The organism is Streptococcus oralis (assembly GCF_001075875.1).
GTDB classification, from domain to species: Bacteria; Bacillota; Bacilli; order Lactobacillales; family Streptococcaceae; genus Streptococcus; species Streptococcus oralis_I.
This window is the reverse complement of record NZ_JUOS01000208.1, coordinates 1-19,911: the sequence shown is the minus strand read 5'-3', so window position 1 is coordinate 19,911 and position 19,911 is coordinate 1. Positions and strand designations below refer to the sequence as shown.

Here is a 19,911-nt window from a genome sequence, read left to right as displayed (position 1 = left end):
AACTATGGATCTAACAGGGAAGAACATTGTTATCACAGGAAGCCTACGTCCTCTAACTCGAGAAGAAGCCATACGATTTTTAGAAAGTAAAGGAGCTGTCGTTCAAAATTATATATCTTCTAGGACAGATATATTGGTTTTAGGACACAAGCAGTTGAATCTTTTTGATCCAGATAAAAGGTCTAAAAAGCATGATGCAGCGCTTAGAAGAATATCAGACGGTCAATCTATCACTTTCCTTTCTGAAGAATCATTCTTTGATTTAGTTAAGAAGTCTCAAGATTGAGGCTTCTTTTATTGTACAAAAAAGTATATAACTTTTTGTGCAATTATTTCCTAGAAGATAATGGCAAAAATGCTATTGTCCCTTTAAAAGATATTTTCGATTATTCATTATAATGTGAGTGTCAAAACAAATGTAAAGGAGAAATTAATGTACGGTGAAAAATACGGTGTACCTAGAGATATCTATGCCAAAATCAAGATTATTGGACTTCTTATCCTAGATATTGCTTTTGTTGGAATTACTGGAGTAATCGCTTTGAGCGTTGGCCTAAAGATCTTTCCTAAAAGCCAGTGGATACAGATGTTCGCATTCATTTTGTTGACACCAGTTATGAGTTTATATCTTGTATTGCCTGCCAACGGTGGCAAAAAGAATTGGCACAGCATGTTTCTTTTCTTCAGACGAAGAAGAAAACGTTATATTAGCTTGAATTATATCAGAAGGAGAAAACCATAATGGCGATTAAACAAATTCAACCCTCAAAAAACGAGAAACGCCCTCTGGGACGTATTCAAGAAACAAAGAAACAAACGCAGGAATATTTTGATTTACATTCTTGCGTTGAGTTGTTAGATGTAAAATCAATCATTCCGAACAGCCAGGCTTATATCCAGTTAGTAGATTATGGATACTTGCAGCTGATGGAGATACCAGGTAAAGATTTAGGATCGATGTCTTATAACGAAGTTATGAGAACCATTGAAAATTTTGAAACCTGGTTGACTCGATTTGGACCGAATATCCAAGTGGAGACGACAACTTTGCCAACAAATACAGACACTCAAATTTCAGATTTGCGTCATCATTTGGATTTAGTGCGACAAGATATGTCCAAGTTATCAGTAAATGATAGACGTTTTTTACAACTCAAGGATCGTGAAATTTGGCTTCAAAGCCAAATTAAAGTTGAAGAAAGCATCCGACAAGAAGTTTATAATACAGAGTTTATACTGTGGCTATTTGCACCTACAACAAGCGAATTGGACGAATTGGTTCGTAAGGCAAAAACCTATGGAAATAATGATTTTGTTCCACAAGATATCAGCTACAGGAAGAAAATTCAGATTATAAAGCAATACAACAATATGAATGAGAAAGTGTAGGAGGGATAGCATGCCTGATTTATCAAAACGTAGACAAAGACAACTAAAAAATGAAGGATATGACCTTGCCTTTCTTAGCCAGATTCAACCGCAAGGAAATATTGATTTTCAAAAGGATGACCGCTCCTGGATAAGTGGAGATGGATATCACACAGTCTTGCACTATTATGAATATCCAACAGAAGGAATGGATCGTTTTTGGCTTTCTGAATTGTTGTTGATTCCTGGGACACGTTCCTTCCTGTCACTGTACAAGGAGGATAATAGACAGCTTCAAAAAGAGATTGAGTACTCTATTGAAGAGAAGTCAACACGGATTACAAACAATAGCAAACTAACCAATAATCGGAAAGAACTAGATGAAATTGACAATCTGAATAAACTAAGCCGTGAAATTGATAAGCAAAATATAGCTATGTACGGGATGTATATTCGTGTCTTTACGTTCGCATCAACCAAAGAAGAATTATTCAAGAAGGTTGAAGAGGTCAAAGACAAAACGTCGAAATTCAAATCCACTATTCTGTCTGGAGAATTAGATTTTGAATACCATGCTCCATTTATTCCAGCTGAATATCAGATTGATTTGCCCAATCATCGAAGAGGAATACCGACTCCAGCTCACTCAATAGCTGGTGGATATTTCTTTAATCATACGAAACTAGAAGATGAGAAGGGTTTTTATCTGGGTTGGACTCCAACAAATGGAGCGGTAAATTTCAATTTTCTAGAACGTGACGAGAAAAGAACACGCTCCTTTATGATCCTATCTGGAAATCCAAAGATGGGACAGCGATCTTTTCTTATGAAACACACAGACGGTCTCTATGCGAAGGGGCATTATATTCGTAACTTTGATGCTACTGGCCAGTTTCTTGATCAGACACGAAAACAACATGGATTGATTCTTGATTTATCAGGTGAGGCTAACCGTATCAATATCTTCCAGGTATTTCCAACAGTAACCAATGAAGCAGGAACTGAAATCGATAAGAAGAAATCTTACAACCTTCACATCGAGAAACTGAAGAGTATCTATAAACTCCTGAATAATGAAGTGACAGGAGACGATTTAATCACATTTGGAACTCTCTTGAATGAGTTCTATATTGAAGAAGATTTGTGGGCTCGAAATCCTTCGTTGAATCCAGAAAAACTGAAAGCGACGGATATTGTGAAGGAAGAGTATCCTATTCTGTCTGATTTTATTTTGTTTGTGGATGCCTACAAACGTCGACTAGAACAAAGTTCTAGCACGGATAGGGTTGAAATCAAGGCTGTTAAGCGTATTTACAATACATTTAACGAACTATTGACAACAAACGCAGAAATTTTCGAGGGAACAACAGAATTCCAAGATATCTCTTCAGAGCAAGTTGTGACATTTGACTTCTCAGGATTGAAGAACGCTCCTCATTTGTTAAATGTTCAAATATTCTCGGTTCTTTCACTTGTCTCAGCTGATATTGTTAATAACGGAAAACGTTGTAAGCAATTACTGAAGAGACGGCCTGATTTAACGGAGATGGATATGCAGCACTATATTGTCAATATTAGTGGAGCACAGACACTCATTAATCCTAAGCATGAAAGTAGTGTCAACCTTCTGGCCGATATGATTGATACAATGGGGGAAAACTTTGCTGGTGTTGTATTGTCCGTTAATTCTCTACGGGGGATTCTGTTTGAGACAGGGATTGGCACTCATAAGGATCCGTATGTGACTGCTGTTCAGAGGATTTTTGGCCTGATGCAATATAGAGTTTTTGCTCAGACGGATGAAACCAGTGTTCCTCTACTAGCTAACGCCTTATCTGGTTCAATGAATCAGTCTGAACTAGAGACTTTGCCTCGTCTGGCGAAAGGACAGTTATTCATGAACATTGCAGGAGTTGGAAATCTGGTCTTTAACCAACAGCTGTTAGCTCCTGAAGTTGAGCGCTATGGCGGTATTGAATAAGAAAGGAAGGTAAAGTAGAATGGCCAAAAATAAACTAGGAATGCTTGCAAGGACTAAGCAGAGATTTGATCAATATGTGTTGATTCGTAAATATCGCATGCAACAAGAAAGAGATTATTTCGCTTCAGAGGGAGAATCTGATCCAAAACGCCTGGAAGCACAAAAAGAACGCGATAAGGAGTTTTTGAACGGTCTCAAGAAGATTGGAATAGGATTTATTGTATTTTTAGTTTTTTATGGAATTTTGCGCACAATATTAGGATTGTGGTAAATAAGCGAGGTATCCATGAAAAAAATATTTAAACTGAAGATCCTCATTCCTTTTGTGGCTCTCCTATTAATTATCAATGTTGGGATAACCATGTTAGTTGGGATAATGGGAGCTGTAACCAATAATGGAAAAAATGATTGTGGTGCTGTAGAAACAACATCTTCAACTGGCGACTCCACAGTTTCTTCAGCTGATGGTTCCATCGATGACTTTGTAAAAAAGCATAAGGAAGCCTATATCCTGTCTTGGAAGGCAGGAGGTTTCCTACCTTCAGCCTCTATCACTCAAACAATGATAGAGAATGGCTTCAATTTTACGAATCCTAATGGGACCTCCTTCTGGAAAGCTCACAATATGGGAGGTGTTAAAACCTCTAGCAAAAGTAATTTCCCAGTTACTCTTGCGACGTATGGTGAAGATAGTGTTGATTTAAGTGGGACAAAGCCTGGAGCGAATGTTGGAGACGGCACAGGAGGAGCTTATACTTGGTTCTCTAGCTATGATGCAGGGATTGTAGGGAAAGCTGAGTTTATGGCTCACCAGACACTTTATAAAGGGGCTATAAACAATACAAATGGTATTGCTAGCCTATCTGCTATAGCAGATGGTGGATGGGCCACAGATGGCACTTATAAGAGCAAACTAATTGATATGTACCAAAAACTAGGTACGAAGTATCAGTGGCTTGATAAGGTAGCTATTGCTGCTCATGGTGAGAAACCTTATGAAGAATCCAGTACACAAGATGTCGGTTCTTCAGATAGTGCGGTGTCTTCTTCAGCTGAAAACAGTGGATGTGGAGAATCAGGTAGCAGTACCGATGGAACGGGAACTGTCCCTTCAGATGCGACTGCTTGGGGGTATAAACCAGAAGACTTACCAGATAGTTTGAAACCATTCATTATTGATCCTAAGAGCTTAGGCATGGATTATGCTAAGTCTACAGGATGGTATAATCCTGGAAGTGACGAGCTTGCTGGACAATGTGTGAATCTTACAATTAGCATTGGAAATCATATATGGGGTCATTCTGGATCCGTACAGGGCGATGGGAAAGATCAGGCAGCAGCTTGGGCATCAATATTCGGGAATTCAGTTAAGTCAACTCCCAAAAGGGGTGCTATCTTTTCTACACAGGTGGGAGGCGGAGGCTATGGTCATACAGGAATTGTATGTCATGTCTTTGAAAACGGATCTATCTTATTTGTAGAACAAAATACACCTTTAAGTGGTTGGGATCTGTTTAAGACCCCTTATACATGGGACTATCGAATTTGGACTCCAGAACAACAGCGAGCCGAAGTTATTTCATTTGCCTATCCAGATGACAGAGAAGCTAAATTAAGTTCAAATTAAAAGGAGGATATAAGATGATTGATTGGATAAAGGAGAATGTGGTTGTATCGATTGTAGTAGGTATTCTATTGATTTTGGCAGGAATAGGGATTGTATCGAGTTTCAGACCATTTCAACAAACCAAAATAGAGGAAACAGCTCAGGTGAGTTCTTCAGGAACTGCTCAAAACGAATCGTCTTCCAAAGAGGAAACAGCAGACGAGAAGCATTATCGGACAGCTAAGCTAAAACTAGAACGTCCCTATGCAGTAGCAACATCAGAAGACAAAAAAGAAGTGTTAAAAGCCTTTGAAGAAGCAGTAACAGATATAAAAAAGACGAAGTTTCTGCCAAATGTCAAGGGAACAATCGAGAATCATTTATCTATGACACAGAACTCAATGGTTCAAACTTTTGCGATGGCTCTTCTGACGAATCAGTATGATTTTCAACCTGAACAATTGGAAGTGATGCCAACTGAATCAGATGATGTGATTCAATTTTTGGTTGTTCTAACTAAAAATGGAGAAGAGAACAGCTATTTCGTTGGAAATTTCAATACTACGGTTCAACAAATCCAGCTAAAAGCCTATGTTGGCGGAAATATAGGTGGTACATACGGATAACAAGTTGCACAAAAAGTTATATAACTTTTTGTGCTTTTATATTGACAAAAGAAGTTGTTTCAGATATAATTAAGTATATAAAAAGTTATATAACAAAATATACAATTATTCAAGGAGGGAATCATGAAGATTCAGACTACAAACTTAGGAAAAGGTGGCGGTGGTAAGACTACAGATACCTTTAATGAAGGGGATTGGTTGGCACGTGTTAAGGGGTTTAGAACACTACTCATTGATGGAGCTTGGGAATGCAATTTGACAAGAACATTTGATGTAAAATACGAGAAAACCGTCTATGATATATTTACGACTGGAGAGTACGAAATTGTTCCAATATCAGAAAATCTCAGTTTGATTTGTGGTGATGAGCGTTTGACAGATGAGCAGTTAGATCTGGCTAGTCGAAACAACAAATATCTCCAGTTGTTTATGTGGTTTAGCGAACATTACGAGGAGTTAGAAGCACAATTTGATGTCATTCTAATTGATACGCATAATGACGAGAGCCTAGTTACGGCTAATTTTATAGCCGTATCAGATATTGTCTTAGCTGTTTCTGATGCCTCTCTTAATGGTTTTCGTGCCTGGTTATCTTTGAAAAATTTTGTAGACTTCATCAAGAGCGAAGCTATCGAAGTCATTACTAAGAAAAGCTATGTTAAAGCAGAACCTTATCTTATTGGAAATAAGATTGAGTACTTTGGAAACAATGTAACAGACACCTGTAAACAATTTTTAGAAGTTGTTGAAGAAGATTCGGCTTACCTAGGTTCTATCCAGAAGAAAGAGCTCATGGCCAAGAGTCTTGTGATCAGTCAGAGTGTCTTTGAGCAGCATGAAGAGATGACAGCTAACCAAAAAGAGACACATCAAAAGTTTTATGATAATATAAACTACGTATATGAAAATATTTTGAGTGTGTTAGAAGGAGAGGTAGCATGACAGAGAATCGATTCGCACAAGTAAAACAAACATTCCAAAGTACACAAAAGAGAGAAAAGACTCCTTCGTCTAGGAAACAAAATCAGGAGGCTAGAAAGTCTCCTGAAAGCTATAACAAAAAGCAACGTTTTCCTTTTTCTCTACATCATAATGTTCGATACGATATGTTAGATGCTTTAGTAGAGTATCATGGTGAAAAATCAGCTTCATCTTATATTGAGAATCTGATTATAAGAGAATGGGAAAAGATGCAGAGAAAAATTAAGCAATGAGATATCAGGAAGGATGATTTTTTATGATAGATTTTAGTAAAGAAATAAAGAAGAAAAATGATAATGACGATGAAGATCCACAACCAGAGAAAAATCATTTTCGTGATATGAAGAAAAAGAGAGAGAAGGAGGAAGAGTCAAAGAAAAAGTTGACAGATCAGGAATTGATTAAAAAGTGGGAAAATATAGAAGAAGACTCAATTTCAAAAAGTCAAAACCAAGAACTCGGCATGGAAAAATGATAAAAGGAGGTAATTGAAATGATTTTCATTGATATTAAAAGACTTGTTCAGCTGTTCTTTATTTTTATCGGAGCTATAGCTATCTATATGTTCTATAAGACATTTGGTCTTAGTATGGTGTTTATAGTCGTTTTAGGATTGGTCGTTTTAAAATTCGCTCCAGCTTTCCTTCCAGTTGTATTATTATTGTATTTTGGGCTTCACTTTACAGGAGACTTTTCCTTTATTGCAGATGGGATTGTGACAATTTTATGGAGTATCATTTTGATTCCGATGGCTATATTCACTATTGACATGAGCAAATCCTATTTTAGTAAGAAAGAGAAACCCTGGTATGACAAGTAAGAGTTTATCTGAAAAGATAGGCTCTTTTTTTGTCAGAACAAAGGATTATTTGAACATTCAGGTCAAAATTTATTAAAATAAGCGTAATTTTAATAAGGGAGGATTCTGAATGGCTTTCTTTGATGAGAGAGAACTTAAAAATCAATTGCTGTTTCAAAACGCAAAAGAATTTTATAACTTTGTTTCTAGGTATGATGAGGAGATGATTCCAGTCATGAAAGCAAAGGGATATACCTGTATTCATTCAATGGAGCGAACCGTCGCTTTTACATTTGGTGAGTTTACTTTCAGAAGAAGACGTTGGAAAAAGGGAGATCATTGGGTCATTCCAGTAGATGAAAAGTTAGGGCTTCAGAAAAACGTCCGATTCTCCTGGGAATTTATGTATCAGGTGGCCAAATTATCTACTTTAATGCCATATGATAAAGTAACTCAGGTGATCCAATTGACTTATCACATCTCTATCACAAAACCAATTGTAGTAAAAGCTGTAAAAATCTGTGAGAAGTTATTGGAGGAAAGAGAAGTCTATCGATATTATGAAGAGAATAAAGAGGTTAGCAAAAGAAAAGCCCAGGTTATTTATATTGAGGGTGATGGTGTGATGGTTAAAGCACGTGACACAGAGAAGGATAATAAACATTATGATTTATCCCATTTTGTAGTCCATACAGGAAGCCAGAAAGTTGGCAGCAATCGATTTGAACTCCAGGACAAAAAGGAATTTATTGGTCTTGACAATCGCTTAGTGAGGGAGCAGGTAATCGATTATCTATTCAATAATTACGAAGTTACGGATCAGACTTTATTGATTACGAACTCTGATGGAGGTCGTGGATATACACCCTATGTTTTCAAAGAAATTGCAAAGGTTTTACGTATTAAACGACACGAACATTTTTGGGATGAGTACCATGTAAATAAGGAGTTGAAGAATTATCTGAAATTTTACTCTGAAGACTTATTAGAGGGAGCTTTCCAGGCGATTAAGCAACATGATAAGCAGTTAATGAGAACTGTACTAGATACGAGCGAAAGTTACATCGAGACAGAAGAAGAACAAGAATTATTTGAGAAGTTCAAGAGTAAAATATTGAGAAATTTCCAATATACTAAACCAGCTGAACAGAGAGGATTCAGTCATGCAGGAATCGGGATAATGGAGAGTCAGCATCGTAAGGTCACTTATAGAATGAAAAAAAGGGGGATGTACTGGACTCTTGCTGGAGCTGAAACGATGAGTCGAATTATTGTTTTGAATTATGAGGATTCCTTGAGAGAATTATTCTTTGAACGTAAGTGTTGACAAATAAGGAGTTATCACGTATAATAGGAGTAAGTAAAGATTATAAATTACTTGTGGGCTAGTGGATATGGTCTGCACCCGCCTGTGGGCTCCGCACTCAGTTCAAACTGTTTGTTGAGAAAAAGAATAGCAGGACTGCCTACCCTTGAGGAATAGAGAGGGCATATCTAGCGTGAGGTGAAACTCAATACGTGGAAGAGAAGGAAGCTCCTGCTTCCTTCTCTTTTTTAGGAGAAAATTAGAATGACATATACTTTGGAATGGCTCGAGACCTTTGATGGAGAGATTGATATTCTCAATGTCGATATGTCTTGCATGGCCAATACAATTGAGAAATATGTTTCTCAGTATAAATACGTTTATCAGACAAATATGGAGGACTATCCTGAAATTGTTCTTTCCGTCCCAAATTCTTCTATTCCTCATCTATTAGGATTATCAAGAGGTCATCATGTTAATTTGCCAACTAATAATGCAGGGACTATTTTTGAAGGATTAAAGGATGATTGGACATTGGAGCGTCTAAATAAGGCGGATAATGGATGGTTTAACGAAAATAAATTCAAAATTGTTGGAACATTATTGCTTTATCAAATGTTACATGTGATGGAATGTAAATTCTATACAACGGATGGTATTTTGAATAGAAAAGTTGGCACACGATTTAGAAGAGATAATATTTATTTTGTGGTCTTCAAATTAAGTAATGGTATTAGTTATACTATTGAATTATCACATGAACAAGGAAATCAATACTTTCCAAGAAGTCTTAAAATCAATGACACTTTAATTACAAATTGTAGAGAAATAGAACTGAAACTTGTTGACAAGAAACGCTTTAAGACGGCTAAAGTTAGAAAGGTTAACTGGCCGTCTTAATGGAAATATTGATATGATAATTATTGGGTCATCCACTTTTTGTGGGTGGCTTTTTTATTTGTCCTTTTTTTGATGAGATATAGTTGCTTAGTTTATAAAATATAGTGGATTGAAATAAGATGTGAACAAAGAGATTAGGAAAGTCAATTTTATTTCTAGAAATATTTTAGCAATCGCGGCGTACTATTTTAAATTCAATCTACTATACCATACAGAAGACCAACAGTTGAAAGTTTACAGAAAAAGATTACTGAGATTAACCTCTTGATTGAGTTAACTGAGACAGATAAGAAGCATCAGGACATTAAAAACGAACTGGTCGCAGAAATAGCAGAGCTAGATATTAAACTAACTCAAACTAATGAAAAAATCGCCACCTTAAACAAGATGGCGGAAGTGCTTATCAATTTGAAGAGTGATGATCTGAGTAGTCGAAAACTAGCAAGGTATGACTTTTCAAAACTGAATTTAACAGAGTACATTACACTAGAACAAGTGACTGAAAAAATAGGAATATTGCAAGAGGAACTGGGGCATTATCTTGATGAGTATGAGGGATTAGTAAAAAAGCTAGAAAATGTTTGTAAAAGTACTGAATGATAAGGATTTTGATAAAAAATTTAGTATAGAAATACTATTGGAATAACAAGAACTAATCCTATGGTGGTTAAAGATTAACTATCTTTATGCTATTGATTAATATATTTGTTATAGTGCTCTTGGTACTGTGCTTTTATATTATGTTCTCCTAGAATTTCAAATACCTGAAGTGCTTGTTTCATATTTTCGATTCCGTTCGCAGGATTGCGCTTAAATTCAAAATACCCACACGTATATAAGAAGACGGTTTGTTCATAATAGTTCAATTCATTGTTTAGTAATTTTTTTACTTCTTTGATTAGAAAACTACAATTTTGAAATTCTTCATTATCAATACTAACAATTAGGCAATTGATTGCTAATTGTGTAACAAGCCGTTTATTTGTCTTATTTAATGTTGAATAGATATAATTTTTTAACATTTCTATAGTTAATAGGAAGTAGGAGTTATATTTAATTGTTCTTACACAGTTACCTAATAGGATAATTTCATAGTAACCCCAGTTTTCAACTTTAAAAAGATAATCTGTTAGCTGTAATAACTCCTCGTCCGAGGGGAGAAAATTTTTATTTGTCGTATAGAGAATCGATTTTACCATTGTCTTTTCATAAGGACCCAAGTTATAACTTGAAGATTTTGATAGTAATTCAATAATACTATCAAAATTTTTTGTGGAGTAGTGTTTTCGAATATATTGCACCAAGTTAGCGAATGATCCAGTTTTAGTAGAATTATTGTCATGAAGAATAATAAATTCATCCAAAGTTATATGTAATTTATCTAAAATATTGATTAGTCGAATACAAGAGATTTCTGATTCTCCCCGTTCAAATCTAGAGATTTGAGATTTAGATAAATTACTATCAGCAATTGAACATAAACTGATTTGCTTTCCTTTTCGAATTTTTCTGAGTGTTATACCAAGTTTTGATTTCATATTTCCCATTTTCCCAACAAAATTTCAAAGGTTATTTATTTATTATACAATAAATAAAAAAATAAAGGGAGGTTCAGTATGAAAAAACTTTTAAAATTTACATCAATATTGTTATTGATTATGGATATTATCATTATAGTCGGAGGTTGAATCTTACCTGTACAGGTAAGTGTGTTTAGTTATAACTAAACACACTTACTAATCTTATACGTAATTCTTAGAGGATATCTATTATGCAAGAAGTTATTATCACAAATAAAAAAACTGATTACTTATCAAAATTAGCTGAGTGTGAAGATTTAATTTTGTACTCGAAAACTGGAAAGTTAGATTACTTTAATTTAGATGATAGAGTGAGGCGAGATATATCTAGTTTGGATTTAGAAATTTTGTATGCAGATACTAGAGATTATGCTATTGCATATGCATTATCACGATGTACGGGAGCAAAATTTTTGAAAATTGAAACAGAGGCTCTGCTAAATAAGAATAAGCATTACATATTTATCAGTGAACATGCAATGTCAGATAATTTAGACAGCTTGATTATGAGATTATCAATATATAATATTACATACCTAGTTGCCTATGATTTAGAGGCATTATCAGTTTTAATTGCAAAATTTTTATATCCAAATAAAATTTTAGGTAAAACTAATATGATATTAAATATGCTTGATTCATCAATAAAAGACATATCTCGAGAAGATTTTCAGATTGTAAATCGTAAGGGGGATGTGTTTGAGAAATTGTGTAATTTAAAAGAAATCAACTATTTATCTGCAATCGTTCATGGTAATGGAAATTTACTATATTTAGGTCAAGAAAAATTGGTATCAAAAGCTGTAGCAATAGATAGTGGTGATACCATATTGGCTAATTTTTTAGATTCGAAAAGAAACAAGGTAATTTTCTTGGCGTCTTGTTTTGGAACTATGATATCAGGGAAATCATACTTAGATGATTTAATGAAATCAAATGTTGATACTATTATTACTTACAGAGGGCTAAAAGAAAATGGATATTCAGAGTGTACGTGGTTTATTTTATTGAACTATTTTGGATTTCAATACGATGAAATAGTCAGAATAATTAACAAAAATTTAAAAAACAAGACAGTAGATGTTCCTAGGTATAACTTAATTGGCTCAAGCGAGAATATATTAAAGGTGTCTCCATATTGTGAGTATAGTTTTGAAGGCAATCATATATCGTGTCATACAGAGAATGCAAATCGATTTTACTTTGGTAAATGTAAACTACCCTTGAATTATGAACAATTTGCTCTATCCTACAAGGAGAGGATATCTTGGATAATTGAAGATGGTTATATATATTTAATGGGAGAGAATTCATTTCTTCCTAAAAGGATTGATGTAGTGACAATTCCAAAAGAGAGCGTTGTTGATTTTGGTATACTATCAAACACTTTATCTTTGAATGGTGGTCTTAATAAAAGTTTGAAAAATTTAATGGGAGAGGTGGAGAATCTTTCTCTAGGGCTCTCGCAAATGACCGAGGAATTTCTATGTTTTACAGATAAAGCTGAAAAATATCAAAAAAAATTAGCTAATTTAGAACAAAAAAGAAGTGAATTAATAGAATCTTTTTTGAATGAGATAATTACTAGTAAGCAAACAACCTATTCACCATTATCAGAAAAATACAGTATGCATTTTTCTGTATCAGATATTTCAACTATTGAGAATAGATGCCCATACTGCAATTTTGAGATTACTAGAAAAGTATTAAAAAAAACCATGGATAGTTCATATAAGAGAATTATATTTTCTTGTAATAACTGTGGGCAAATTCAAGATTTAGGGAATATGGATAAGTTAATTAATGTTGATATTGAAAATAGTATAGAAGATAATAAGACATTAAAGATTAATATAAAATTACATGAATTCAAAGGTTTAGTGAGATGTGGTATTGGTTTAATTACTAATGGTATTCTACCACCTGTGATTACTAAAAAATGTGTGGGAAATGATGAAATACAATTTTTATTTGAATCTGATCTTATATCAGTCCATAATCTTATAAAAGTATATTTATTTTATGAAAATAATTTATTTATAATTAGTAAACCATATAGAAAGGAAACAGAATAGAATGAATGAAATAATGAATGATTTTATAGGTACAAATTGTAATCCTTCAAACTTTATTGTAGGTCCTTGTTCGATAGAGTCGTATGATCAAATTAGAGAGTCTGCAAGTCATGTTAAAACATTAGGCTATAAATATCTTAGAGGGGGAGCTTATAAACCAAGAACAACCTCTAATTCGTTTCAAGGTTTGGGGATAACAGGTATTAAATATCTATATGAGGTGTGTCAAGAATTTTCGCTTAAATCAGTTAGTGAAATTATGTCAATAAAGCAGCTCGAAGAGGCATATGACTATATAGACATAATCCAAATAGGTTCCCGTAATATGCAAAATTTCGAGTTACTTAAAGAGCTAGCTACAATTACAAAGCCGGTGTTGTTTAAACGAGGATTGATGTCAACAATTGATGAGTATATAGGAGCTTTGTCATATTTACAAAAAAATGGTAAGGCCAATATAATTTTATGTGAGAGAGGTATCAGAAATTTTGATAATAGAACTAGAAATACACTCGATATTATGGCAGTACCTATTTTGCAATCTGAGACAGGTTTACCTGTAATTGTTGATGTATCACACTCAACAGGTAGAAGAAAACTGTTACTACCGGCTAGTTATGCTGCGAAAGGAATTAAGGCTAACGGAATAATGATGGAAGTGCATCCTAATCCCGATATTGCATTATCTGATGCAGAGCAACAAATTGATTTTCAAGAACTAAAAGAATTGGGAGAAAAATTATGGAAAAATTAACAACAGAAAAATTATGGTTGAACTTTACTAACTTTACGACATTTGATAAATTACCATTTATCGTAGCTTCCGGTAACGGAACATATGTCTATGATACAAGCAAAAAGAAATATCTTGATATTATTTCAGGAATCTGGAATGCAGGTTTAGGTTACTCTCGGCAAGATATTATAGATGAGATGAACTATCAAATGAATAAGTTACCATTAACATCACTTTTTGGAAGAGCATATCCATTGTTAATTGAGTATAGTGAAAAATTATTAAAATTAGCTCCTGAATTTTCCAAAGTATTTTATGGTACAGGTGGTTCAGATTCAGTTGAGACAGCTTTGAAAGTAGCGAGACTATTTTATTATGAGCAACAAAAATACAAAAAGGTTAAAATAGGACATTTTGCTATGAGTTATCATGGGGTATCGTTAGGTGCAATGAATGTTATGGGAGAAGAACCCAATAGGGAAGGTTGTGTACTGGATATTGAAAATTATTTTACACTTCCTTTACCGGATAATAATGACGGGGATAATGTCTTTAGAGAGTTAGACAAACTCAATTCTGAAGAGATTTCTGCTATTATTATTGAACCAATCATTGGCTCTGGAGGAATAATTGAATTTCCAAAAGAATTTTTAACTTTGCTAAGAGAATATACTAAAAATAATGATATTTTATTGATTTTTGATGAAGTAGTAACAGGGTTCGGTAGAACTGGTTCGATGTTTGCATATCAAGGATTAGAAATAGTTCCTGATATCCTTGTTCTTGCTAAAAATATCACAGCAGGGTATGCACCACTAGGAGCAACTTTATTTTCTGATACAATCGTTTCAATCTTTAAAAATAAAAAATTACTACATGGTTATACGAATGCTGGTTCAGTAGTGGGAGTTGCAGCAGCAAACAAAGTTTTAGATATTTTTGAATCTGAAAATATTTTAGAAAATGTTAATAAGCAGTCGGCACTATTTTTGGAGAAATTGAATGAGTTGCAAAAGAAGTATAGTAGTCTAATTCATTCAATTAAAGGTAGGGGGCTAATGTTAGGTATTCAATTGGTAGAACAAGATGGGCAAGAGTTAGAATTTTTCTACAAATTACTTGAGAAAAAGAATATGCTTAGCCGATCAGCATATAATAATACCATTGTATTAATGCCTCCTCTTGTCTCTGAAGAGAATTTTATTTTAGAAATTATTAATAGATTAGATGAGTGCTTTTATGAATATTCAAAAAAATATAACTAAGAAAGTATTAGTAACGGGAAGCAGTAGGGGAATTGGAAAACAGATTGCTCATGACTTTGAAAAAAATGGGAATACTGTTATTTACCACGGAAGTTCAAATTCTTCATTAGAAAAACTCAATTGTAATAAATCAATTTTAGATTTAAGGGATACATCAAATGTTATGAAGTGGTATTCTGATATTTTTAAGGAATATCATGGAATTGATATATTGATTCTGAATGCAGGGATTGGGATTCCTGAGACAAATATATTTGATGTAGATCCAGAGTATTTAGATGATTTAATAAAAGTAAATATAATCTCACAAATTTATCTTGCTACACAACATTTAAAATTAGTCCAACAATATAATATTTTTGGAACAAGTATAATTTTTGTTTCTTCAAATGCAGGTATATATCCTAGGAGTAAATTTCCACTATATTCAATGACTAAGAATGCAATGACATATTATTTAGAGATTTTAAGCAAAGAGTTTATTAAACATAAAACTAGAATAAATATTGTTGCACCTGGCTCTATAAAAACAAATATGACAGATAATGCAATATCTAATTTCTCAAAAGAGAATAATGTAAGTGAAAAAGATGCTGAACTGCAGTTATACTCGCATATTAATAGTATGAAAAGAATGGGGAGTGCTAAGGAAGTAAGTGAGTTAGTTCAATTTCTAGCATCAGACAAAGCTTCCTTTATCAACGGTGAAATTATAAAAGTGAATGGGGGATACTACTTTGAATAAAGATATTGAAGTTCATTCGAGGTTACGGAACTATTCTGTAATTTTTTCTAAGGATGTAATAGGAACATTGAATTCCAAAATATGTGATATATCAAAAATAAGATTATTAGTTTTAACGGATAGAAATGTTTACTTCCATCAGAGACAACTATTTCTTAATCTTGAGAAGAAATTTAACTGTTTTATACATATTATAGAACCAGGGGGAAACTCTAAATCGTTAACGGAGGTTCAAAAACTTTATGACATACTAATTGAGAATAACTTTAATAAAAGTGATATACTCTTAGCAATAGGTGGAGGTGTAGTTGGAGATTTAGGTGGATTTACTGCAGCAACGTTTAATAGAGGAATGAGATTTATTCAAGTTCCTACTACATTACTAAGTCAAGTAGATAGTAGTATAGGAGGAAAAGTTGGCGTTCATTTTAATGAGTTAACCAATATGATTGGTGCTATCTACCCACCGGAATTTACTATAGTTAACCTAAAATTTTTAGATACATTACCTCAAAGAGAATTTTGCTGTGGAATGAGTGAAGTTATTAAAATGGCTTACATATATAATGCATCTCTATTGAATGTACTGACTAAAGCAGATAATATATCTGAGAAGATGGAATATATTATTTCTAAATCAATTGAAATTAAAAAAGATGTGATAGAGAATGATGAATTTGAAAATCATAAAAGATTATCTTTAAATTTTGGACACACTCTAGGACATGCTATTGAGACTTTATACGGGCACTTAGAATATTTACACGGTGAAGCTGTTGCAATAGGTATGGTCTTTGAGGCGAAATTATCACTGGACGAAGGGAAATTATCAAAGTCAAAATATAATAAATTATTAGCGGCTTTAAAGAAACACTCGCTTCCAACTTTTATAAATTTGAATGATGATAGTATAGCCAGGATAGCAGAGATAATAAAAACAGATAAGAAAAATTCTTCAGACCAAATCCATTTTATCTTACCTACAGAACAAGGCTTTTCAATTTATAAAATAAAGAAGAACAGTGAAAAAATCATTAATGATTTAAGAAAGTATTTGGTGGAAAAATGAGAGTTTTAGTAACTGTGTCAAGTTTGCCGCATGAGTATAATTTAGCCCAAAAAGCTGGAAAGATTGTTTCAAAAGAATTGGATAATTTAGATATCTATAATGAAGTTGTAGAGTTGAAAAATCTAGAAAAGTTAAATGATGTCTTAAAATATATTGAATGTTTTGATTTAGTTTATATTGTATCTTATGGAGGGATTGGTGAAAACGGTGTTTTACAATCTATTTTAGAATCTTACCATATACCATACACGGGATGTTCTGCTACGGTAAGTGCTGTTTGTAGAGATAAATATTTTTTTAGTAAATTATCAAAAATATTAAATATAAATACTCCAAAGACATTTAAGGTAGATGGTTTAATGAGTATTGATAGTATAGAAAAATTTATAATTAGGAATCAAATGAGATTCCCGTTAGTAATTAAACCAAGGTTTTTAAGTGGTTCAAGTCATGGAGTTAAAAAAGTAAACTCATTACAAGATATTCAAGAGAATTTACCGGATCTTTTGAATATTGATCCACATTTGCTTATACAAGAGTATATTGAAGGAAATGATTATATAGTGGCCGCTATTTTCCAAGGAGATGAGATTAAAGTAGGTGTTTCTAAAGCCAGAATTAATAAAGATATAGATTTTGAAGAAAGATATAATAGTGGTGAAAATATGTTTATTGTTGATGATTCACAAAATGGAATCAATTCTAAACTAAAAAAATATACTCAGAAAATATTAGATTATTATGAAATAGATGGCACATGCTATCTTGATTTCAGAGTATGTGGTGAAGATGTATATTTTATTGAGTTAGGAACTATGTACGGTTTAAGTGAAAATAGTGTTGTGCCTACTCTTGCAAAGAGTTTTGGAATAAACTTTACAGATTTAATAAAAAGTGATATTTATCGTGGTTTAGAGAGGAGGAAAGGGAGTTATGAATATTAACAAGAAAACGTTTTATACAATTACTTTTGGTGAATTTATATCGAATATTGGAGATAGATTTCAAAAGATTGCTTTTCCTATTTTGATTTACCAAGAATTTCATTCTTCATTTGCAATGGGAGGAATGGTAATTATTGAATTGTTACCTCAACTCTTATTGGGATTTTTTATGGGATATTTATTAGATAATTTCAATAAGAAAAAGATATTATTATGGTCTACATTAATACCTGCATTATTATGTAGTGTAATACCTATATTATCTAAATATTCAGTTTCTATATTTTTTTACTATGTTATTGCATTTTTGATTCCTTTATTTTCGACACTTTTTCAAACAGGATTCTCAGTCATTACCCCTGCATTATTTGAGAAGGAAGAATTACAAAAATATAATTCTCAGTTTCAAGGTGTACGAACTATTTCAAAATTAGTTTCTCCAGCTCTGGCGGGGTTATTAATGTTAAAGTTTAATATTAATAGCATTTTTTTTATAAATAGTGCATCGTTCTTGTTACTATTTCTTTCAATATTAATCTCATATATTCCAAATCAAGGACACAAGGAGAACGGGAATGATGATATAAAAGAAATGTTTGCAGGTTTTAAAGAGAATTTCACAAATATTAAATTGAGAGTTTCTTTACTCTTTACAATTGTTGTGAATATCGCTATGTTAGGCTTTAATGCAACAATTATTTATTATTTACAGGATCAATTAAAGTTATCAAATAGTCTTGTTGGAATTGTATACTCAATTGCTGGATTTGGTAGTTTGATAGCAGTAACTCTTCTTTCTACTTTTTTGAATAAGAAGGATACCTTTATCTTAATGAATATATCAATGGTAACGATCCCACTTGTCATTATGGCAAGCGGAATAGTAGAAAATTGGATATTTTTTGGAATTTGTTATTCAATTTTGAGTGGACTAATTACAATAGCTTCTGTCTCGATTACAACAATACAGCAACAAGAAAGTACTGAGTATAATATTGGTAAAATACTTTCTAGTTCTTTTGTAATAGCTACCATTTTTGCTCCTTTTGGAGGGATACTGGCTGCTTATTTTAATTGGTTTTTAAACCCGAGATTAAGTCTAGTTATTTTGGGATTACTAAGTAGTTTATTGGTTATTCTTATAAAGAGTTATGAAAAGAAAATAAAGGGAGATAAATAAGATGAATGAAAAATACCTATCGTTATTAAAAGAGATTCACTCTAGTACTACGGATATAAGAAGTAGTACAATTGTGGTTGGATTTAGTAATGACGAATATAATGTTATTGCTAAAGTTTATTCATCTAAAAGTAAGTATGATTTCTGTGAATTACAGTCATTTTTAGAAATATTTGAATATTTAGAGTTCTCACATTTTAAAAAAATTATAATTTTTTCAGAATCTCATAATTTGGAATATGAATCGTTGAGGAGAATTACTAGAATTTCTTTGAATAGAGGGATTGACATTGGATATTTTACAGGAAATAATTTTCAAGATGTAGTGAACTTTGCTATTAAAAATTTAACTTTTAGCATGATAAAGAAATCTAGCTATACTTCTTTAAATGTAGTACCACGGAGAGAATCTGAGATTAAAGAAATAAATTCTCTGATCTCTATGTATTCATCGAATCTTACAAGTGATTTGCTTTGTAAAAGAAGATCTGCATTATTTATTTACGGAGGAGGAAGACTAGATCAATTAGCGATAGGAAAAAATATAGCATTATGTAATAGTCAAATAAAAACATCAAAAGAAGTTTTAAATACAGCACAACTTAATTCAGATTTAATAATGATTAATGGTTGTGTTCTTGGTGTTGTAGCACCAGGAGAATTTGAGAAAGAAGGAAAGGAAACTTTATCATTTGGATTATTGAATAGTTCAGCCGTATCTTTTATAGCTCCTTTTTCTACTAAATTATC

General features: G+C 32.8%; 20 protein-coding genes and 3 pseudogenes. 22 read left to right on the top strand and 1 reads right to left on the bottom strand.

The genetic code is table 11. The features are described from left to right. The first annotated feature begins 4 nt into the window (after positions 1-4). From ADM33_RS10545 to ADM33_RS10475, 14 genes and pseudogenes are all read left to right on the top strand, one after another. Complete coding sequence (locus ADM33_RS10545) at positions 5-286, top strand: BRCT domain-containing protein (protein WP_049505120.1); 282 nt, start codon at positions 5-7, stop codon at positions 284-286. A 147-nt stretch (positions 287-433) separates the two neighbouring features. Continuing rightward, the gene (locus tag ADM33_RS10540; RefSeq protein WP_006154524.1) at positions 434-742 is read left to right on the top strand and encodes a DUF5592 family protein; all 309 of its coding nucleotides are present in this window, start codon (positions 434-436) and stop codon (positions 740-742) included. Beyond that, positions 742-1,389 carry a hypothetical protein gene (locus ADM33_RS10535; protein ID WP_006154580.1) on the top strand — a complete coding sequence of 216 codons (648 nt, stop codon included), beginning with the start codon at positions 742-744 and terminating at the stop codon, positions 1,387-1,389. Before ADM33_RS10540 ends, ADM33_RS10535 begins: the two co-directional genes overlap by 1 nt. A 10-nt stretch (positions 1,390-1,399) precedes the next feature. Beyond that, positions 1,400-3,349 (top strand): virulence factor, encoded by a 1,950-nt coding sequence (locus tag ADM33_RS10530; RefSeq protein ID WP_049505116.1) that lies wholly within the window; start codon positions 1,400-1,402, stop codon positions 3,347-3,349. A gap of 19 nt (positions 3,350-3,368) precedes the next feature. Continuing rightward, positions 3,369-3,620, top strand: a complete 252-nt coding sequence (locus ADM33_RS10525) for a hypothetical protein (protein WP_049505113.1) — start codon at positions 3,369-3,371, stop codon at positions 3,618-3,620. Between the two features lie 15 nt (positions 3,621-3,635). Then, the gene (locus tag ADM33_RS10520; RefSeq protein ID WP_049505110.1) at positions 3,636-4,976 is read left to right on the top strand and encodes a CHAP domain-containing protein; all 1,341 of its coding nucleotides are present in this window, start codon (positions 3,636-3,638) and stop codon (positions 4,974-4,976) included. Positions 4,977-4,990: 14 nt separating this feature from the next. After that, positions 4,991-5,581, top strand: a complete 591-nt coding sequence (locus tag ADM33_RS10515) for a hypothetical protein (protein WP_049505108.1) — start codon at positions 4,991-4,993, stop codon at positions 5,579-5,581. A gap of 123 nt (positions 5,582-5,704) precedes the next feature. After that, a complete protein-coding gene (locus tag ADM33_RS10510; RefSeq protein WP_049505106.1) occupies positions 5,705-6,523 on the top strand; it encodes a ParA family protein in 819 nt (272 codons plus the stop codon). After that, positions 6,520-6,795, top strand: coding sequence for a hypothetical protein (locus ADM33_RS10505; protein ID WP_049505105.1), 276 nt, complete (start codon positions 6,520-6,522; stop codon positions 6,793-6,795). The genes ADM33_RS10510 and ADM33_RS10505 overlap by 4 nt, the downstream gene beginning before the upstream one ends. Positions 6,796-6,818: 23 nt before the next feature. After that, positions 6,819-7,037 (top strand): hypothetical protein, encoded by a 219-nt coding sequence (locus tag ADM33_RS10500; protein WP_049505103.1) that lies wholly within the window; start codon positions 6,819-6,821, stop codon positions 7,035-7,037. A gap of 18 nt (positions 7,038-7,055) precedes the next feature. Next, on the top strand, positions 7,056-7,382 hold the full coding sequence (locus ADM33_RS10495) for a hypothetical protein (RefSeq protein ID WP_049505101.1): 327 nt from the start codon (positions 7,056-7,058) through the stop codon (positions 7,380-7,382). Between the two features lie 109 nt (positions 7,383-7,491). Then, a pseudogene (locus tag ADM33_RS10490) lies at positions 7,492-8,673 on the top strand (ISLre2 family transposase); the annotation flags it as partial. A 258-nt stretch (positions 8,674-8,931) separates the two neighbouring features. Further along, complete coding sequence (locus tag ADM33_RS10485) at positions 8,932-9,567, top strand: hypothetical protein (protein ID WP_049505099.1); 636 nt, start codon at positions 8,932-8,934, stop codon at positions 9,565-9,567. 204 nt (positions 9,568-9,771) lie between these two features. Next, positions 9,772-10,213, top strand: a pseudogene (locus ADM33_RS10475) (helical hairpin domain-containing protein); the annotation flags it as partial. 43 nt (positions 10,214-10,256) lie between these two features. On the opposite strand, the gene ADM33_RS10470 reads toward ADM33_RS10475, so the two are convergent. After that, complete coding sequence (locus ADM33_RS10470; protein WP_049505095.1) at positions 10,257-11,105, bottom strand: helix-turn-helix domain-containing protein; 849 nt, start codon at positions 11,103-11,105, stop codon at positions 10,257-10,259. A 233-nt stretch (positions 11,106-11,338) separates the two neighbouring features. Between ADM33_RS10470 and ADM33_RS10465 the strand changes: the two genes are divergently transcribed. The 8 genes and pseudogenes from ADM33_RS10465 to ADM33_RS10430 form a co-directional block, all read left to right on the top strand. Further along, on the top strand, positions 11,339-13,222 hold the full coding sequence (locus ADM33_RS10465) for a hypothetical protein (protein WP_049505094.1): 1,884 nt from the start codon (positions 11,339-11,341) through the stop codon (positions 13,220-13,222). Position 13,223: 1 nt separating this feature from the next. Beyond that, positions 13,224-13,976: a bifunctional 3-deoxy-7-phosphoheptulonate synthase/chorismate mutase gene (locus tag ADM33_RS10460; protein ID WP_049505092.1), complete on the top strand. Its 753-nt coding sequence runs from the start codon at positions 13,224-13,226 to the stop codon at positions 13,974-13,976. Next, positions 13,964-15,223, top strand: coding sequence for an aspartate aminotransferase family protein (locus tag ADM33_RS10455; RefSeq protein ID WP_049505091.1), 1,260 nt, complete (start codon positions 13,964-13,966; stop codon positions 15,221-15,223). The genes ADM33_RS10460 and ADM33_RS10455 overlap by 13 nt, the downstream gene beginning before the upstream one ends. Next, positions 15,198-15,968: an SDR family NAD(P)-dependent oxidoreductase gene (locus ADM33_RS10450; protein ID WP_049505089.1), complete on the top strand. Its 771-nt coding sequence runs from the start codon at positions 15,198-15,200 to the stop codon at positions 15,966-15,968. Before ADM33_RS10455 ends, ADM33_RS10450 begins: the two co-directional genes overlap by 26 nt. Next, a complete protein-coding gene (aroB, locus tag ADM33_RS10445; RefSeq protein ID WP_049505136.1) occupies positions 15,961-17,037 on the top strand; it encodes a 3-dehydroquinate synthase in 1,077 nt (358 codons plus the stop codon). The genes ADM33_RS10450 and aroB overlap by 8 nt, the downstream gene beginning before the upstream one ends. Beyond that, a complete protein-coding gene (locus ADM33_RS10440) occupies positions 17,034-17,981 on the top strand; it encodes an ATP-grasp domain-containing protein (RefSeq protein ID WP_049505087.1) in 948 nt (315 codons plus the stop codon). Before aroB ends, ADM33_RS10440 begins: the two co-directional genes overlap by 4 nt. Then, positions 17,971-19,161 carry an MFS transporter gene (locus ADM33_RS10435; RefSeq protein ID WP_049505085.1) on the top strand — a complete coding sequence of 397 codons (1,191 nt, stop codon included), beginning with the start codon at positions 17,971-17,973 and terminating at the stop codon, positions 19,159-19,161. The genes ADM33_RS10440 and ADM33_RS10435 overlap by 11 nt, the downstream gene beginning before the upstream one ends. Position 19,162: 1 nt before the next feature. Further along, positions 19,163-19,911, top strand: a pseudogene (locus ADM33_RS10430) (hypothetical protein); the annotation flags it as partial.

Coding starts and splice junctions, on each gene's coding strand:
- ADM33_RS10540 (WP_006154524.1), top strand. CDS start 434: ATGTACGGTGAAAAATACGGTGTACCTAGAGATATCTATGCCAAAATC.
- ADM33_RS10520 (WP_049505110.1), top strand. CDS start 3,636: ATGAAAAAAATATTTAAACTGAAGATCCTCATTCCTTTTGTGGCTCTC.
- ADM33_RS10510 (WP_049505106.1), top strand. CDS start 5,705: ATGAAGATTCAGACTACAAACTTAGGAAAAGGTGGCGGTGGTAAGACT.
- ADM33_RS10485 (WP_049505099.1), top strand. CDS start 8,932: ATGACATATACTTTGGAATGGCTCGAGACCTTTGATGGAGAGATTGAT.
- ADM33_RS10455 (WP_049505091.1), top strand. CDS start 13,964: ATGGAAAAATTAACAACAGAAAAATTATGGTTGAACTTTACTAACTTT.
- ADM33_RS10460 (WP_049505092.1), top strand. CDS start 13,224: ATGAATGAAATAATGAATGATTTTATAGGTACAAATTGTAATCCTTCA.
- ADM33_RS10450 (WP_049505089.1), top strand. CDS start 15,198: ATGAATATTCAAAAAAATATAACTAAGAAAGTATTAGTAACGGGAAGC.
- ADM33_RS10505 (WP_049505105.1), top strand. CDS start 6,520: ATGACAGAGAATCGATTCGCACAAGTAAAACAAACATTCCAAAGTACA.
- ADM33_RS10435 (WP_049505085.1), top strand. CDS start 17,971: ATGAATATTAACAAGAAAACGTTTTATACAATTACTTTTGGTGAATTT.
- ADM33_RS10530 (WP_049505116.1), top strand. CDS start 1,400: ATGCCTGATTTATCAAAACGTAGACAAAGACAACTAAAAAATGAAGGA.
- ADM33_RS10470 (WP_049505095.1), bottom strand. CDS start 11,105: ATGAAATCAAAACTTGGTATAACACTCAGAAAAATTCGAAAAGGAAAG.
- ADM33_RS10440 (WP_049505087.1), top strand. CDS start 17,034: ATGAGAGTTTTAGTAACTGTGTCAAGTTTGCCGCATGAGTATAATTTA.
- ADM33_RS10495 (WP_049505101.1), top strand. CDS start 7,056: ATGATTTTCATTGATATTAAAAGACTTGTTCAGCTGTTCTTTATTTTT.
- ADM33_RS10525 (WP_049505113.1), top strand. CDS start 3,369: ATGGCCAAAAATAAACTAGGAATGCTTGCAAGGACTAAGCAGAGATTT.
- ADM33_RS10535 (WP_006154580.1), top strand. CDS start 742: ATGGCGATTAAACAAATTCAACCCTCAAAAAACGAGAAACGCCCTCTG.
- ADM33_RS10545 (WP_049505120.1), top strand. CDS start 5: ATGGATCTAACAGGGAAGAACATTGTTATCACAGGAAGCCTACGTCCT.
- ADM33_RS10465 (WP_049505094.1), top strand. CDS start 11,339: ATGCAAGAAGTTATTATCACAAATAAAAAAACTGATTACTTATCAAAA.
- ADM33_RS10500 (WP_049505103.1), top strand. CDS start 6,819: ATGATAGATTTTAGTAAAGAAATAAAGAAGAAAAATGATAATGACGAT.
- ADM33_RS10515 (WP_049505108.1), top strand. CDS start 4,991: ATGATTGATTGGATAAAGGAGAATGTGGTTGTATCGATTGTAGTAGGT.